This window comes from Salinicoccus jeotgali, from assembly GCF_055379195.1.
In genome coordinates this window covers 1,766,980-1,782,264 of sequence record NZ_AP043830.1, presented here as the reverse complement: position 1 = coordinate 1,782,264, position 15,285 = coordinate 1,766,980, and the positions used below count along the sequence as shown (strand labels likewise).

Annotated in this window: 11 protein-coding genes; 7 read left to right on the top strand and 4 right to left on the bottom strand. The window is 36.8% G+C overall.

Annotated elements, in window-relative coordinates:
- Positions 1–519: 519 nt before the first annotated feature.
- Genes ACZ43I_RS09220 through ACZ43I_RS09200 form a run of 5 tightly spaced genes read left to right on the top strand, consistent with a single transcriptional unit; the run spans position 520 to position 6,182 of the window.
- Positions 520–1,107: a TetR/AcrR family transcriptional regulator gene (locus ACZ43I_RS09220; protein ID WP_344701759.1), complete on the top strand. Its 588-nt coding sequence runs from the start codon at positions 520–522 to the stop codon at positions 1,105–1,107.
- Between the two features lies 1 nt (position 1,108).
- Positions 1,109–2,470 carry a purine-cytosine permease family protein gene (locus ACZ43I_RS09215; RefSeq protein ID WP_344701758.1) on the top strand — a complete coding sequence of 454 codons (1,362 nt, stop codon included), beginning with the start codon at positions 1,109–1,111 and terminating at the stop codon, positions 2,468–2,470.
- Complete coding sequence (locus ACZ43I_RS09210; protein ID WP_344701756.1) at positions 2,467–3,519, top strand: DUF917 domain-containing protein; 1,053 nt, start codon at positions 2,467–2,469, stop codon at positions 3,517–3,519. The genes ACZ43I_RS09215 and ACZ43I_RS09210 overlap by 4 nt, the downstream gene beginning before the upstream one ends.
- An 18-nt stretch (positions 3,520–3,537) precedes the next feature.
- The gene (locus ACZ43I_RS09205; protein ID WP_344701754.1) at positions 3,538–4,605 is read left to right on the top strand and encodes a DUF917 domain-containing protein; all 1,068 of its coding nucleotides are present in this window, start codon (positions 3,538–3,540) and stop codon (positions 4,603–4,605) included.
- 17 nt (positions 4,606–4,622) lie between these two features.
- A complete protein-coding gene (locus tag ACZ43I_RS09200; protein ID WP_344701752.1) occupies positions 4,623–6,182 on the top strand; it encodes a hydantoinase/oxoprolinase family protein in 1,560 nt (519 codons plus the stop codon).
- Between the two features lie 122 nt (positions 6,183–6,304).
- Here the strand turns inward: ACZ43I_RS09200 and ACZ43I_RS09195 are convergent, their stop codons facing one another.
- The 4 genes from ACZ43I_RS09195 to ACZ43I_RS09180 all read right to left on the bottom strand — a co-directional run bounded on the left by ACZ43I_RS09195 (position 6,305) and on the right by ACZ43I_RS09180 (position 11,210).
- Positions 6,305–6,487, bottom strand: a complete 183-nt coding sequence (locus tag ACZ43I_RS09195; protein WP_344701750.1) for a hypothetical protein — start codon at positions 6,485–6,487, stop codon at positions 6,305–6,307.
- A gap of 10 nt (positions 6,488–6,497) precedes the next feature.
- A complete protein-coding gene (locus ACZ43I_RS09190) occupies positions 6,498–7,475 on the bottom strand; it encodes a hypothetical protein (protein WP_344701748.1) in 978 nt (325 codons plus the stop codon).
- 203 nt (positions 7,476–7,678) lie between these two features.
- The gene (locus ACZ43I_RS09185) at positions 7,679–9,010 is read right to left on the bottom strand and encodes a 5-methylcytosine restriction system specificity protein McrC (protein ID WP_344701746.1); all 1,332 of its coding nucleotides are present in this window, start codon (positions 9,008–9,010) and stop codon (positions 7,679–7,681) included.
- Positions 9,000–11,210, bottom strand: coding sequence for an McrB family protein (locus tag ACZ43I_RS09180; RefSeq protein WP_344701744.1), 2,211 nt, complete (start codon positions 11,208–11,210; stop codon positions 9,000–9,002). Before ACZ43I_RS09180 ends, ACZ43I_RS09185 begins: the two co-directional genes overlap by 11 nt.
- 303 nt (positions 11,211–11,513) lie before the next feature.
- Between ACZ43I_RS09180 and ACZ43I_RS09175 the strand changes: the two genes are divergently transcribed.
- Positions 11,514–14,078, top strand: coding sequence for a type I restriction-modification system subunit M (locus ACZ43I_RS09175; protein ID WP_344701742.1), 2,565 nt, complete (start codon positions 11,514–11,516; stop codon positions 14,076–14,078).
- A complete protein-coding gene (locus tag ACZ43I_RS09170) occupies positions 14,075–15,283 on the top strand; it encodes a restriction endonuclease subunit S (protein WP_344701740.1) in 1,209 nt (402 codons plus the stop codon). Before ACZ43I_RS09175 ends, ACZ43I_RS09170 begins: the two co-directional genes overlap by 4 nt.
- The last annotated feature ends 2 nt before the right edge of the window (positions 15,284–15,285 follow it).

Sequence of the window (15,285 nt, the reverse complement as noted above, 5' to 3'; positions counted from 1 at the left end):
TCGAAATTCATTTTCCCCAATTTTTTAAGACCTATCATATTAACCCTCCTTTTGTATGCCACTTGAGTAGCACCGATTCATAATACTAGATAATGATGGCATATTACAACTCTTTTGCTATTAGTCCTAATAAACAGAAATCTAATCCGCTGAACCCACGGCTGGCAAGGGGTTTGGGAGATTATTAAGGTAAGCGTTTTCCTAAAAATATAGGGATTTTTAGGCGCTATGAAAGTAGGGTGAAAGTTGGATGAAATTATATGCAGAGATAGAAAGATATCATAAAAATGTTGAGCCAAAGAGAGAGGATGAAAGGGATTGGTAGAACAAGCAATTTTGATATCAGGTGAATAAATAGCAGTTGTTTATAAAAGTCCGATAAATTGATGATGAAATGAAAATATAGATTGATAAATATTTATGCCATGAATTTTAAAAAGTAAAATATAGTTGTCAGAAAACATATACTTTTCATAACATTCGTGTTATATTACCTACTAATCGATAGGTAGGTGAAATATGACAAAGGAAAACATCATTAATTCTGCTCTCCAGCAACTTGCCATTCACGGGTATGAAGGAACTACAATGAAAAAGATAGCCGAAGCATCAAATATTAAATCAGCTTCAATTTACTACTTCTTCAAGAACAAGGAGGATTTAGTGAACAATGTGCTTCTTAAAGTACTTTCAGGACATTTTAAGGCGATGACAGACGAGTACTTTAAATATGAGAATGAGGAACTAAAGGTACGTTTCGAAACTTTATTAGAAAAAATAGTGAGGCACCATAGAGGTAATCAGAACGAGACGGCAGTGTACCTAAGATTAATGGAAAGCAACAATACAGATTTCAAAATGGAAGTCGAACAGTACTTGAAACAATATAATCAATGGCTAACTGAAAAATTGTACAGAAATATAAAAGATGAATACACTTGCAAAGATGAGACCGCAATTAAAGATTTATTGGAAACATATATGCTAATAGGAAATGGATTGTTTTGGGGTAGTATAATTTATTCGGATTCAAGGATTGAGAAAGAAATCGTACATGCAAAAAATTTATTCAATCTTGCTATGATGAATATGCTGGAGGAGGAATAGTATGAATACAGGGACAGGTGTTGTAAAAGATGAAACTTTTGTAGGAAATGGAGCCAGTGAGGGGAAACGTTTAATTGAAGACTATGAGATAAGTCCAGTGCCAGAATCTGAGAGAAAAGGATGGTTTCATCTAACAATGGTATGGATTGCTGGCATCATCGCATTGTCAGCAACAGCACTTGGTGGGGCACTTGGTAGTGGAATGAGCTTATCACAAGCAGTAGTAGTATCTTTCGTGGGCACTTTCCTCCTCGCAATCTTGAATATAATATGTGGAATCCCAGGGAACAAAACTGGTTTATCAACATCAATGATATCTTCCTTTGCTATGGGACGATACGGTGCATATCTTGTTTCAATTGTTATTGCTATTTCATTATTTGGTTGGTTTGGGGTACAACTTGATCTTTTTGGTTCAAGTCTACTTAATGTTATCAACTCTGTATTTGGTATTGAAATTAATCGTACTTTATTGATGGTCATCGGCGGAGCTATGATGACGGTAACATCAATGATTGGATATAAAGCAATAGAAAAATTGAGTATAGTAGCTGTTCCACTTCTTGGAATACTTCTCGTTGGTTCGACAGTAATTGTCTTGAGAAACTACTCTTTATCAGAATTAAACAATGCAGCCTTAGCAACAGAATCGATCACAATAGGCACAGGAATATCCTTGGTCATAGGTTCTTTGGCTGTTGGGGCCATCATTGCACCTGACTTTTCAAGATATGCGAAAGGTACCAAGGATACAATAATCTCTTCGCTACTCGGTTATTTTGTTGGATACTCTATAGTTTTGATGATAGCAGTACTTTTGGCTAAGGCAACTACAGAAGTAGATGTTGTCGCCATAATGATTGGGATTGGTTGGGGAACCGGAGGGATGCTTGTTTTAATCCTTGCCCAGTGGACTACTAACAATACTAACCTCTATTCTTCTGCATTAGGTTTTTCAGTGGTATTCAAAAAAGTCCCGAAATATATTATTACTATAGTTGCAGGTGTGGTCGGTACTACTTTTGCTATTACTGGAATCTATACAAACTTCATTACATTTCTGAACATACTCAGCATAATGATACCACCGGTAGGCGGTATTTATGCAGCAGATTATATTATGCGACATAAAGCCTATGATTTTGCTCTGGTGAATAATATCAAAAAAGTTAACCCATATAGTCTTATCATTTGGGCAATAGCTATATTTGTTGCATTTGCTACGTCAGCCAGCCCTCTTGGCCTGGAATTGATCAATTTGACTAACGCTCCGGCAATGGATGCTTTTTTGGTGGCATTCCTATTGCAGCTGATCGCGAGTAAATGGTTGATGAAAGATTTTACTCTAGAGGTGAACAAATGAAGTATCTGGACGAAGAAGATATTAATAAACTAGCACTTGGAGCTTCCCTGCTAGGGACGGGGGGAGGAGGCGACCCTTACCTTGGTAAACTTATGGCGCAACAAGCTATCGAAAAGTATGGGAAAGTGAAAATGATAGAGGTTGAGGAATTGGACTCAGATGCTAAAGTTGCCACATTCGCCATGGTGGGTGCCCCGACAGTGTTAATAGAAAAAATCCCCAGTTTTGAATCTTTTACATTATTATACGAGGAGTTTGTTAAGTGTAGCGATAATAAAATAGACGCTATAATGCCAATTGAAGCGGGGGGCGTCAACTCCATAATTCCCATAATATTCGCCGCGATTAATAATGTGCCGCTTGTCGATGCAGATGCTATGGGACGCGCATTTCCTGAAATGCAGATGGATACATTTAATTTAAATGGTATTCACAATACGCCAGCTGTATTTGCAGATGAGAAGGGTAATACCGCTATCTTAAATACGAAAAGGGGAGACTGGACAGAAAAAATCACCCGTAGTTTGACGGATGTAATGGGGGGGTCTGTTTTAAATGGCGTATATCTTCTTAGTAAAGATGAGTTAAGTAAATACGCTATTATAAATACCGTTTCCATGTCGATTAGAGTAGGTGAAATACTTCTAGAATATAAGCAGCCTATAGTCGAGCTTGAGAAATTCCTTAATGGAACTATTTTATTCCAAGGTAAAATACATGATGTTGAGCGAAGAACAGACAGCGGTTTCGTAAAAGGTACGGTTAATTTGACAGGATTGAATGAGGATTATAAATCCGAATGTCATATAGAATTTCAGAATGAGAATTTGATTTGCTTAATTGATGGAGTGCCTAGGTGTGTGACTCCGGATTTGATAATTGTGTTAGATCTAGAAACTGGAAAACCGATAACGACAGAAAAGCTAAGGTTTGGTATGAGATGCTTTGTTTTAGGATTGCCAGCGGATGATAAATGGAAAACCGAAAAAGGAATAGAAACAGTGGGACCAGGATACTTTGGTTATCACTATGATTATGTTCCATTATAAAAATTAGAGGGTGAAATTATGCGTTATATTGGGAAAGATGAAATAGAAAAAATGGCAATAGGTGCAGCTTTATTAGGTACAGGAGGCGGCGGCGATCCATTTATAGGTAAATTGATGGTACTGCAAGCAATTGAAAAATATGGGCCCATTCCATTAATAGGCGCAGAGGAATTGAATGATGAGGATCTGGTGGTCCCTTCAGCAATGATGGGTGCTCCAACAGTCATGGTGGAAAAGGTTCCAAGTGGGAATGAATCCATAACAGCATTTACTGAATTGGAAAATTACCTGGGTAAGAAGATTACAGCAACTATGCCGATTGAAGCGGGTGGTGTGAACTCTCTACTACCGTTCGCTCTCGCAGCTCGTGCAGGATTGCCTGTAGTAGATGCGGATGGAATGGGCCGCGCATTCCCGGAACTTCAGATGGTCACGTACTATCTGGATGGAATAAACGCTTCACCAATGGTTTTAGCGGATGAGAAGGAGAACTCAATAGTACTAAATGCCATAGATGGAATGTGGACAGAAAGGATTGCTCGTGCAGCTACGATGACTATGGGCGGGTCATTATTAAATGCAATCTACCCGATGACAGGAAAGCAGGTTAAAGAATCTTCTATACTTAAATCATTAACCTTCGAAGAAAAATTAGGAGAAATAATAATGTCTTCTAAAAATCCGATTGAAGAACTTGTTGAATTAACAAGTGGTTTTATTTTATTTGAAGGAAAAATAAAAGATGTAGAGCGGGCGACAGATGGCGGTTTCGTTAAAGGTATGGCTATGTTCGAAGGTCTGAATCGATATCAATCATCTGAGTGCTCGCTTAGTTTCCAAAATGAAAACCTTATCTGCTTAGTCGATAATGAACCTAGATGTCTTACACCAGATCTCATTACTGTACTTGATGCTGAAACTGGTATGCCGATTACAACTGAAGGATTGAAATTCGGTATGCGGGTTGTGATTTTAGGCATGCCATGTGATCCAAAATGGAGAACTGTCAAAGGTATAGAAACAGTTGGTCCAGCATATTTTGGCTATGAATATGAATATCAAACAATAGAAACGCTAAATCAATAAGGATAGGAGCTTTTTAAATGAGATATAAGCTAGGAATTGATGTGGGTGGAACTAATACCGATGGTGCAATACTGGATTCTAATATGGAGGTAATCACTGAGGTTAAATACCCTACAACGAACGATATTGAAAGTGGTATTGTGGCCTCTGTAGAACAGCTGCTTTCTAGTTCAGGTATAGACAAGTCCCTTATTGATTATGCCATGCTCGGGACCACCCAATGTACCAATGCAATAGTAACCCGGAAAAATTTAAACAAAGTGGGGGTCATACGCATTGGGGCACCAGCTGGAACAGCGATTGAACCCATTTACAGTATGCCGGATGACTTAAAAGAAATCATTGGTCAATATATCTACCAAGTGAGAGGGGGCCATGAGTTTAACGGAAATCTGATTACTGACCTTGACGAAGAACATTTGAAAGATATTGCGGAAAACCTTAAAGGGAAAGTGAATTCTATTGCCATCACTTCAATATTCTCACCAGTAAATAAAGAGCACGAAGTACGTGCTAAGGAAATAATTGAAGACATTATTGGAACAGATGTTGCATTTTCGCTTTCTTCTGAAATCGGGAGTATCAGCCTACTTGAGCGTGAAAATGCTACTGTATTGAACGCTGCTATAATCGATGTAGCCAAGCGTACGACAGAAGGATTCCAAAAGGCACTGGAGAAAAACAATGTGGAATGTGAAGTTTATTTTTGTCAAAATGATGGAACATTGATGTCGAAAGAATATACTCTTAAATACCCAATACTGACTGTAGCCTGTGGACCCACCAACAGTCTAAGAGGTGCCAGTTTCCTTTCCAGTCATGAAGATGCGATTATAGTAGATATAGGTGGAACGACTACGGATATAGGTGTAATTCATAATGGATTCCCGAGGGAATCTTCACTCTCAGTTGAGTTGGGTGGAGTACAGACCAACTTTAGAATGCCTGATATCTACTCACTGGGTCTCGGCGGGGGCACTATAGTCCAAGTATTTGAAGGTGATTTCAAAATAGGCCCAGATAGCGTTGGATATAAATTAACAGAAGAGGCAAAAGTATTTGGTGGAGATACTCTTACGGTGACGGATATTGCTGTAGCAAAAGGTAAACTTGAATTAGGAGATTCCGAAAAAGTTCAGTATTTGGAAAAAGAGTTAGTAGATCGTATCTATAACAGGATTATGGAAATGATTGAAGAAGCGATAGAGAGAATGAAGACAAGTGAACAAGAAGTTCCTGTGATTCTAGTAGGCGGGGGCAGTGCCCTAATTTCAAAGAAGATTGAAGGGGCTAGTGAAGTAATTAATCCCCAAAATAGTGGAGTTGCCAATGCAATCGGATCCGCTATTTCTGATATAAGTGGAGAAATTGAAAAAATATACAATGTTGACCCTGCAAAGCGTACAGAAATTATAGCTGAAATCAAAGAATTTGCCATTAAAGAAGCCGTGAGGGCTGGTGCTGATGAAAGAAAGACAGAAATAATAAGTTTTGAAGATGTCCCACTTGCCTATCTGCCAGGTAATGCAACAAGAATTAAAGTTAAAGCAGCCGGACCACTAAAAGAAGAAATGTAATAAATTATAGTGGATAGAAGGAATTAGATCATCTATGTACTTCTGAACTCGATTTACAATGATTAAAAGATTCACTATAAAAGAACAAAGCAGAGTTATATGACTCTGCTTTGTTTTTAATGTTATTTGATGATAAATGGTTCTTTTTTATCATTTTTTTTCTGCTGATATTGTTTTTTTTGTTCTATTGTTTTACGACGTTTCTCAATTTCTTCTCTAGACACATTATAGCCCAATCTCTCATATCTTTTCATAAGCTCATCCAAATGAGGATTAGTTGAGTATGTTACTCTTTTTTTATTCATAAAGATCCTCCTATTCATTAATCAATTTTCTGTTTCTGAGTTGGGAGAGGAATTCGTGATAATATTCATCAGGGTCTTTTTTATATATAACTTCGCCTTTGCTATGAAAAGTAAATAAAAATATTATTTTCTCATTAAAGATATTCTTAGTAATTATAGAATAATAGTTTCTGCCCTGTTTATTTCTATTGATACCTTTATACTCAAAGGTATCAAAGATACTTTTAATTAAAAATTCATTCTTAATAATACTTTCCACTAGCTCAGTTCTACGGTTAGAGTTATCAAATTTATTATAAACCATATCATTGATGGCCTGGACATAAGCTCCTGTGAGAGAATCTTCCGTTGCATCTTTTACAACTTGTTGTTCTATGATATTTAATAGTGGAAAAACGTTGTAGTCATCCTTGAACTTTTTCATTCTACTAATCTCTTCTATTTTATTTGCTTGATAATTTAATAATTCCTCGTCATCTTTAGTGTGTTTTCTTATATTTATTATTTTATGAAGTCTTTTCAAATCGGATTTTAGGAATGTATAGTTTCCTTGCATCATTACATTTAGATTGTGTCCGATTTCGGTGTAACCTACGACATAATTGATACGAACATCAATTTTATTTCTTTTTGTTGGATGTATGCTATATTTATACATTTGCACATTGAAGAGATTGCTATCATATTTTACAAAGTCCTCAAACAGTTTAATATAAGCTTTCTCTGTTTCCAATTGAGTCAATCTCTCGTAACTTTGAATCATTGTTAAATGATGATTTTCTACTTTTTTATTTAAGTCACGATTGGTCTGGTTAATAACATCTGTATATAATATTAATAGTATTAAAGCGAGAATTAAACAGAATATCACCAAATTGCTTCGATTTTCTATTGCATCAGGAAAGAATATAGATATGCATGTCACTAAAGCGAGAATAAAGGCAAGTGTGTACCCTGGTTGACTAAGTGTTTGAAATAACTTTTTCACTCTTCTCAGGATACCCCCTTTTATAACTATTGTTTCACTCATTATAATACTATTTTTAGTGAAAGTGAACTGTAACTTGACTAATGGACAGTTAATAAATAACATTCTTGGAGTTTTTAAATTAACTTTTATTCGTGATATAGAATAGTTTCATGCACAGTCAACAAAAACACATTCTAAAGAGTAAAGGATAGAACGCTTCATCAAATAGAAGGAATAGGAGTGATTATCCTATTTCTTAATTTCACTTCTTCTTCCATCATATTTTCTTCAAAGTTCTTAAAATCACGCGCTTGGCTCGGGATTCGAATGCCTGATTTAATTATATTTATTCTAGGTTCTCTTATTGAAGCTTTTTCTATGCCGCTTAATAAGGACAATGTTTTGTCTTCATTATTATTTAACGTTTCCTGGAAAGGATAGATGAAATACCCCTCAGCTGCTTCAAAGCGATACATGTAAGCGACAAGCTGTAAGTAGTCTCGGCCATGAATGTTTCTATTAGGCTTATACTTAGCATCTGCGACTCTCGGTTGCATCTCATTCCTACTTATAAAATCGGGGTAAATCAGTCCATTGCCAGCATTGAAGAGATAATGGCGTCCAAGGCCTTTCGTATTTTGAGGGTGCAGAAATTGATCTCCGATTATTGTATTTACATACTCCTCAAACAACCAAGCCCCGTCAAATAGGATGCCATAGACTTCATTATTTGAGTGCTTCCTGAAATGAGAGGATTGTATTCTCAGTATCGCAATGCACAACCTCTGTAAAGCTTGATATTCAAAGAAATATCCGTGCCGTATTGGTTTCCTGATGTTCTGATGGATAATCTTCGACATATGCTCGGAATCGAATTGCAGTGAATTTTCTTCAATGACGCGTATATTTTCTTTTGTAGTGTCATTCATGTAGAGGACTTTTCTCAAGTCACGTCTTCTTTTAATGAATTCTATCGTATATCTGATCAAATGGATCATATGGTTTTCATAACTGAATTCCCGTGTATTATAGGCCACTTTCCCTAAGAAAGGGGTGTTCTTTTTTAAGTGTCTTTTGAAATCAATGGCGCCTTTGATGTTAGTGTCATTATGATGATGCACTTTATATTCCTTATAAAGTCCTTTTTTCATTGCGTTATTTAAAAATTTGGGGAAGAGGGGAATGAGCAGCTCTAAGAAACCATTCTGAGCTTGCATATTAACCTCAGTATCGATGACGTTCATATTCAAAACTTTTTTCAGCATATAATAAAAGAAGTAATCATTTTCTGAATCGAATCTTGAACCGATGAAGAGTCGTTCATTTTTATAGCCGATAACGCCCATCACGTTTGTGGTTCTGATGTCGTCAGTATTCGCCATCATTACAAAACGAGATGCATCCAAATCATCAGATTCACTGACTTTTGGTGGAAATAAAAATAAGTTTGAAGTCTCAAGTTCCTCAATATCCTTATTGGCGATTTTATCTATGAATGCTTTACTGATGCTCACATCAGCCGATGTAGTCATTGTATTGTCCTTAGTTTTCATAGTCGTACTCCACGTGATCACCATCATAGGCTGCCTTGAGGTCAGACAGTATACTCTGTTCATCAAAGAATCCACGAACATACTCTTCGAGTAATGGTTCGAGATAATCTTGCCACAATAAACCATAATCATAATTAATATCTTTAAGCTTCAGGAAATAGCTGGGACCAATGTGATAATGACTGTTCAAGCCTTCTACTTCAGATATCGCATCATTCAATCTATGCATATGCTTGATGGCATTTTCATGATCAGTAAGATTATCTATCAGCATATCCGCTTGAGTTTCAGCAGTTATTTCTATGAAGCGGAATCGTCTCCGCATCGCAAAATCAAAACTTTCCACACTGCGGTCGATATCATTCATAGTCCCGATGATATATAGATTTTCTGGTACATATAGGAAATCATCCACAGCATTTATGGAAGAGTATTGGGTTTTGACCTTACCTTCTTCACCCCGATACCCCGGATCGATCGCAAAGAACAGTTCTCCAAATATTTTTGAGATTTCCCCACGATTGATTTCGTCAATGATCAGAACGAATTTCTCTCCGCTGTTTTTGCCTACTATAGCCTTTTTAATAAATTTCTTAAAGACCCCGGGAATGATTTCATAATGCATTTCTCCTGTCTTAGCATCAATAGTGGGTCTATATCCCTCCACGAAATCCGTGTAGTCATAACTTGGATGGAACTGTATAAATTCTATATTGTGTTGATGGTTCTGATCGAGCGACTTATATGAGAGTGTTTCCCCGCCGCTCGCAATCTCTGCTGCAATATTTCGTGCGAGGTATGTTTTACCGGTGCCAGGCGCACCCCTTAAAATCACATTTTTGGCAGAGATTAGCTTTTCGGCATATTCGGACTTGGGAATATCTGCCGCTTTAGTATGGGGAACTTCAGCACTTACAACTGCCTCTTCATCTGACTCACTTAAAGATAACCATGCGTGTAATGAAAGCTCAGGGAAGCTGCGATATTTGTAGTTGCCACTTTCGAAAGAATCCTGGGCTGTTTTTATGATGTCAATGTACTCGTTTCCTGTTGGCACTTTCTTAAGGGTGCTGAACTTCTTATTGAATTCAGTTGATATATTCTTTGAATGCGCTATAAAATCTCTATTTACGCTATCTAAGTTAATGAATGCGTATGGACGTATCCAGTAAAGGCCCATTGTTATATTCCACTTGATTCCTTGTTGATTCGTAACTGTATCAAAAGCTTGGATGAATGCTTCTTTATGTGTTTCAGTGGGGTCTTGATCATAATCCAAAGCAGCAATGAATACCTGCCATAGGTTGTCTATGTCCCCATCTTCTCTATCTCCCTTGAAATAATAGAAAGTCGCGGCCATGTTCACGACAACAGGCACACCTGCGAATGATTTCGGGGTGGGTTGTTCAATTGAGAACGTCTCCTTGAAGCCATTTATAATTTTGATTCTGTTCTTGTCGGTGATTCCTTTGTTGAACAAACCAAAGATGGTGAATGGATCGATATCAGTCAGGTCATACTCTCTTTCGAGTCTGGGAAGTTTCATTCCTATTTCATCATAAGTACGCTTAATTTTTTCGATCAATGTTTTTCTATCGTTGACATAATTTCGCAGCTTATCAGCAAAGGAATGATAAAAATCAATCCAGTCATACATATTATTCTCATGCGAGTTTTTATATTCTTCGTATTGCGCCTCAGTGAAATATTTATCTCGCCAATACTCATCATGTAGGAAAACACTATAATCCTGCTCAACATCATTTATTGCAAACTCTATCAATAGACTGTTCCAATAATCTTTATAATCAATCATCCAGATGGCTTGTCTTTGTGTATAGAACAACCATTCCTTTTTAGTGTTCCGATAATCTTTGAGCCAGTCGACTTCTACAGTATGACCATCTCCGAGATTGTTTTTAATGATTCCAACTGCCTTTATGCTCATGACTGAAGTATGTACATTGTTAGGATTGAAAAATGGGAGGTCGTGTTTACGGGTGTAGGTAGACTTAAGTACGATATAGTCACCTTCACTCATTTGGTCATAGTAAGTCCGCATCGTTTTATATTGCGGTTCCTCTTCATTGCCTTCCCAACCAAGCTGCCACTTATTATTGTTGATGAATTCATCCGTATAATCAACTTCGCTAATAGTCGTACCTACAAAGAAAAAGTTTTTATCCTGATAATTATTCATTGAGTGCCTCCTCAGCATGATGGTCTTTTTTTCATCTTACCATACGGGTTATATTTACGGTTAAGCTTAAATACACTCCAGTTTAATCACCTGAAACGTTGAAAAGGCTGGAAATTCCTTTGTTAAAATCAATAGAGCCACTCTTAACCTAATTCCATATATAGTACAATGGTAATAACTTGCAACAAATCAAATGCAAGAAATGAAGGATGGATTATTAAATGCTTTAAACATATATATGGAGCAATGTTAATATAGAGATATTAAATTAAAATTAGAAATTAATATTCAAGGAGAATTCAAATGATTACATCAGATGAGATAAAAAGAAGACTATGGGATGGCGCAAATGATTTGAGAGGTTCAATGGATGCCAGCCGCTATAAGGATTACATGCTTGGGTTGATGTTCTATAAATTTCTAAGTGATCAGACGCTGGAAACGTTTAAAGATACGAGTGGAGAAACCGAATCAGATAAAATGAAGCTTGTGGAATCATATCGCGAAGCGCATCAAGAATATGGGGAACAATTGACCAATATGATTGGCAATGTGTTAGGGTATTATGTTTTACCGGAATACCTTTATCAAAATTGGATGGCAGATATCAATAATGGGGACTTCGAAGTCCAGAAAGTAATTGATAGCTTAAATAATTTTGAGCGGACTATCGCAGTGAGTGGAGATTCAGATGACTTCAAAGGGTTGTTTTCAAACTCCACATTGGATTTATCAAATACCGCTCTAGGCAGCACCTTAAACGAGCGCAGTAAAAATATTAAAAAACTCATATTGTTATTTGCTGACTTGGACATGGTGGCTCTGCAAAAAAGAGATGTATTGGGAGATGCCTATGAATACTTGATCGGTCAGTTCGCTATGGAATCCGGTAAGAAGGCAGGGGAATTCTATACACCTAGGCAAGTCAGTGAAGTAATGGCTCAAATAGTCGCTCAATCTTCGAATATTAATTCAATATATGACCCGACTGTTGGTTCGGGTTCTTTATTGTTAACTGCGAGGAACCATCTCTTGAAAGACGACCAGAAATTATTGAATTATTATGGTCAGGAAAAAAACACAGCGACCTATAATTTAACGCGTATGAATCTATTGCTGCACGGCGTGCGTCCTGAACGTATGACAATCCGTAACGGAGATACTCTGGCAGAAGACTGGCCAGAAGACCCAGATCAGCCGAGTGAAGGTGTGCAGTTTGATGCTGTCGTTATGAACCCACCCTATTCCGTAAAGAACTGGAACCAATCAGATTTAAAAGTCAGTGATCCAAGATTTGAAGTGGCAGGCGTGTTACCTCCTGACTCTAAAGGAGATTATGCTTTCTTGCTGCATGGCTTGTATCACTTGGGTCAAGAGGGAACGATGGCGATCGTATTGCCCCATGGCGTGTTGTTCAGGGGTGGAACAGAAGGCCAAATCCGAAAACGACTTTTAGAGAAAAATTATATCGATACCATCATTGGGTTGCCGGATAAATTATTTACCAATACAGGCATTCCTGTCACTGTCATCATCCTAAAGAAAAATAGAGCGCTCGATGCACCTGTTCTGGTGATTGATGCCTCCCATACTTTCACTAAGGAAGGTAAACAGAATGTATTGAGGGAAAAAGACATAGCCAGACTCGTTGATACTTATGTAAAGCGTAGTGAAACAAAAGGATATAGTCATCTGGCGACACGCGAAGAGATTATTGAAAATGAATATAACTTAAATATTCCACGCTACATCGAATCGGTTGATGAAGAAATTCCACATGATGTGGATGCCCATCTATTTGGCGGTATACCGTATAAAAACATTAAAGATCTGCATGTCCTCCAATCAACGGTGCCGCATGTAATCGAAAACGCCTTGGAAGAGGTACGGACCGGTTATGTTCAGCTAAAGCATGACATTGATGTATTAAAGGAAAGTGTTTTAGAAGATAATGCTGTATTGGAAAAATCTAAATCATTAGAAGGCAGAATTAAATCGTATCAGGATAAGTATTGGGAATTACTCAAATCAGTGAACGACGTCAATGACATTAAAGCGATTCGAGAAGCAATGCTCGATGAAATTAAAGAAATCTTATCAGAATTCGACTATATAGATGAATATGACGGTTACCAAATTATTGCTGACATTTGGAGTGAAACATTAACTGAGGACGCAGAAATCATTGCAGTAAGCGATTTTTATGAAAAAGGCCGTAAACGCGTGCCGAATATAGTAACAAAAGGCTCAGGCAATAAGAAGCGTGAAGAACAGGACGGATGGATCGGCAGCATAGTACCCAATGACCTCATTAGAACGACTTTGTATAACGAAGAATTGGTGAATATTGAAACCAAAGAGACGAGGCTTCAAGAGGTTGAGTCAGAACTAACAGAACTTGTTGAAGCGGCTAAAGTTGAAGAGAGTGATGAAGAAATTGCGTTAAGCGATACTCTAAACGAAAAGGAAGATGCATTTTTAATCGGCTCAGTCAGAAATGAGCTGAAAGCAGTTGAAAAAGAGAGCACGGATCATGCATTACTTAAAAATATAGAAGAGTTATTAAATGAACGTACAAAACTTAATCGAGACGTTAAGAAATTAGAAACAGAGTTAAAAGAAATGACCGAAACTCGTATAGAAACACTAACAGATGAAGAAATCGACACATTAATGTATGAAAAATGGTTTGGTTCAGTCATTTCGAAAGTCAATCGTCTGCTTGAAATCCCATTAACTGAAGAACTCGTAGTCTTAGAACAACTACAAGACCGTTATTCAGATACACTGGATGCCTTAGAAGCAGAAAGTGAAGAGTTAGAAAAAGAACTTGAAGTCATGATGGCACAAATGGTGGTGAGTGGATGATTAAGCAAGAGCAATTAGTACCAAAGAGAAGGTTTGAAGGGTTTAATACGGAATGGAAAATATGTAAGGTCAAAGAATATGTTGAATTAGAAAATGGACATGCTTTTAAAAGTGAATATTTTCAATCTAATGTTACAAAAAAAATTGTACTGACACCTGGAAATATTAATGTAGGTGGAGGATTTCAGATAGATAAAGGCCATTATTATGATGAGCTTGCAGATTATCCAAAAAAAACAGCAATGAAACCTGGAGATATATTTGTTACAATGACAGATTTAACACCAACAGCTCAAACTTTAGGGTTTCCGGCTATAATTCCTGATGACGGTAATGTATATTTACATAATCAACGTCTTGGAAAGTTAGTGAATTACGATTTAGATAAGAGTTACTTGTTTAATTTATTATGTACCAAAAATTATCATAATCAAATTGTTATGACAGCTTCAGGAACAACTGTAAAACATTCATCTCCACAAAGGATTTTAAATAGCTTAATTAGTGTTCCATCAAAAGAAGAACAACAAAAAATCGGTGAGTTCTTCAAATATCTTGATGAAATGATTGCTCTACAGCAACAAAAAATTGATAAAATAGAAGACTTAAAGTCAGCTTATCTTGCTGAAATGTTCCCTACAGAAGGTGAAAGTGTACCGAAAAGAAGGTTTGAAGGGTTTACGGAGAAATGGATTAGTTCTAAGTTTGAAAACATAATTAACATGCATAATAATTTGAGAATTCCAGTCACTGCTTCAAAAAGAATAATAGGTTACACCCCATATTACGGTGCTAATGGAATACAAGATTACGTTAAAGGAAGTACTCATAATGGAGAATTTGTTTTAATTGCTGAAGACGGCGCCAATGATTTAACAAATTATCCAGTTATATATGTAAATGGCAAAGTATGGGTCAATAATCATGCGCATGTAGTTAAAGGAAAAGCAGATATTGTTGATAACTTATTCTTAGTATCGAGAATGAAATCTATGGATATATCAAAGTGGTTGGTAGGAGGAGGGAGAGCAAAACTAAATGCAGAAATATTAAAAAGTATTCAAATCAAAATACCAGATTATAAAGAACAACAAAAAATTGGTGAGTTCTTCAAACATCTTGATGACATGATTAAAACGCATGAACAAAAACTAGAAAAGCTCAAAGCAACTAAACAAGCGTACTTACATGAGATGTTTGTGTAAAG

Excerpts from the sequence above, each read along its gene's own strand:
- ACZ43I_RS09220 (WP_344701759.1), top strand. The coding sequence starts at position 520 with ATGACAAAGGAAAACATCATTAATTCTGCTCTCCAGCAACTTGCCATT.
- ACZ43I_RS09215 (WP_344701758.1), top strand. The coding sequence starts at position 1,109 with ATGAATACAGGGACAGGTGTTGTAAAAGATGAAACTTTTGTAGGAAAT.
- ACZ43I_RS09210 (WP_344701756.1), top strand. The coding sequence starts at position 2,467 with ATGAAGTATCTGGACGAAGAAGATATTAATAAACTAGCACTTGGAGCT.
- ACZ43I_RS09205 (WP_344701754.1), top strand. The coding sequence starts at position 3,538 with ATGCGTTATATTGGGAAAGATGAAATAGAAAAAATGGCAATAGGTGCA.
- ACZ43I_RS09200 (WP_344701752.1), top strand. The coding sequence starts at position 4,623 with ATGAGATATAAGCTAGGAATTGATGTGGGTGGAACTAATACCGATGGT.
- ACZ43I_RS09195 (WP_344701750.1), bottom strand. The coding sequence starts at position 6,487 with ATGAATAAAAAAAGAGTAACATACTCAACTAATCCTCATTTGGATGAG.
- ACZ43I_RS09185 (WP_344701746.1), bottom strand. The coding sequence starts at position 9,010 with ATGAAAACTAAGGACAATACAATGACTACATCGGCTGATGTGAGCATC.
- ACZ43I_RS09180 (WP_344701744.1), bottom strand. The coding sequence starts at position 11,210 with ATGAATAATTATCAGGATAAAAACTTTTTCTTTGTAGGTACGACTATT.
- ACZ43I_RS09175 (WP_344701742.1), top strand. The coding sequence starts at position 11,514 with ATGATTACATCAGATGAGATAAAAAGAAGACTATGGGATGGCGCAAAT.
- ACZ43I_RS09170 (WP_344701740.1), top strand. The coding sequence starts at position 14,075 with ATGATTAAGCAAGAGCAATTAGTACCAAAGAGAAGGTTTGAAGGGTTT.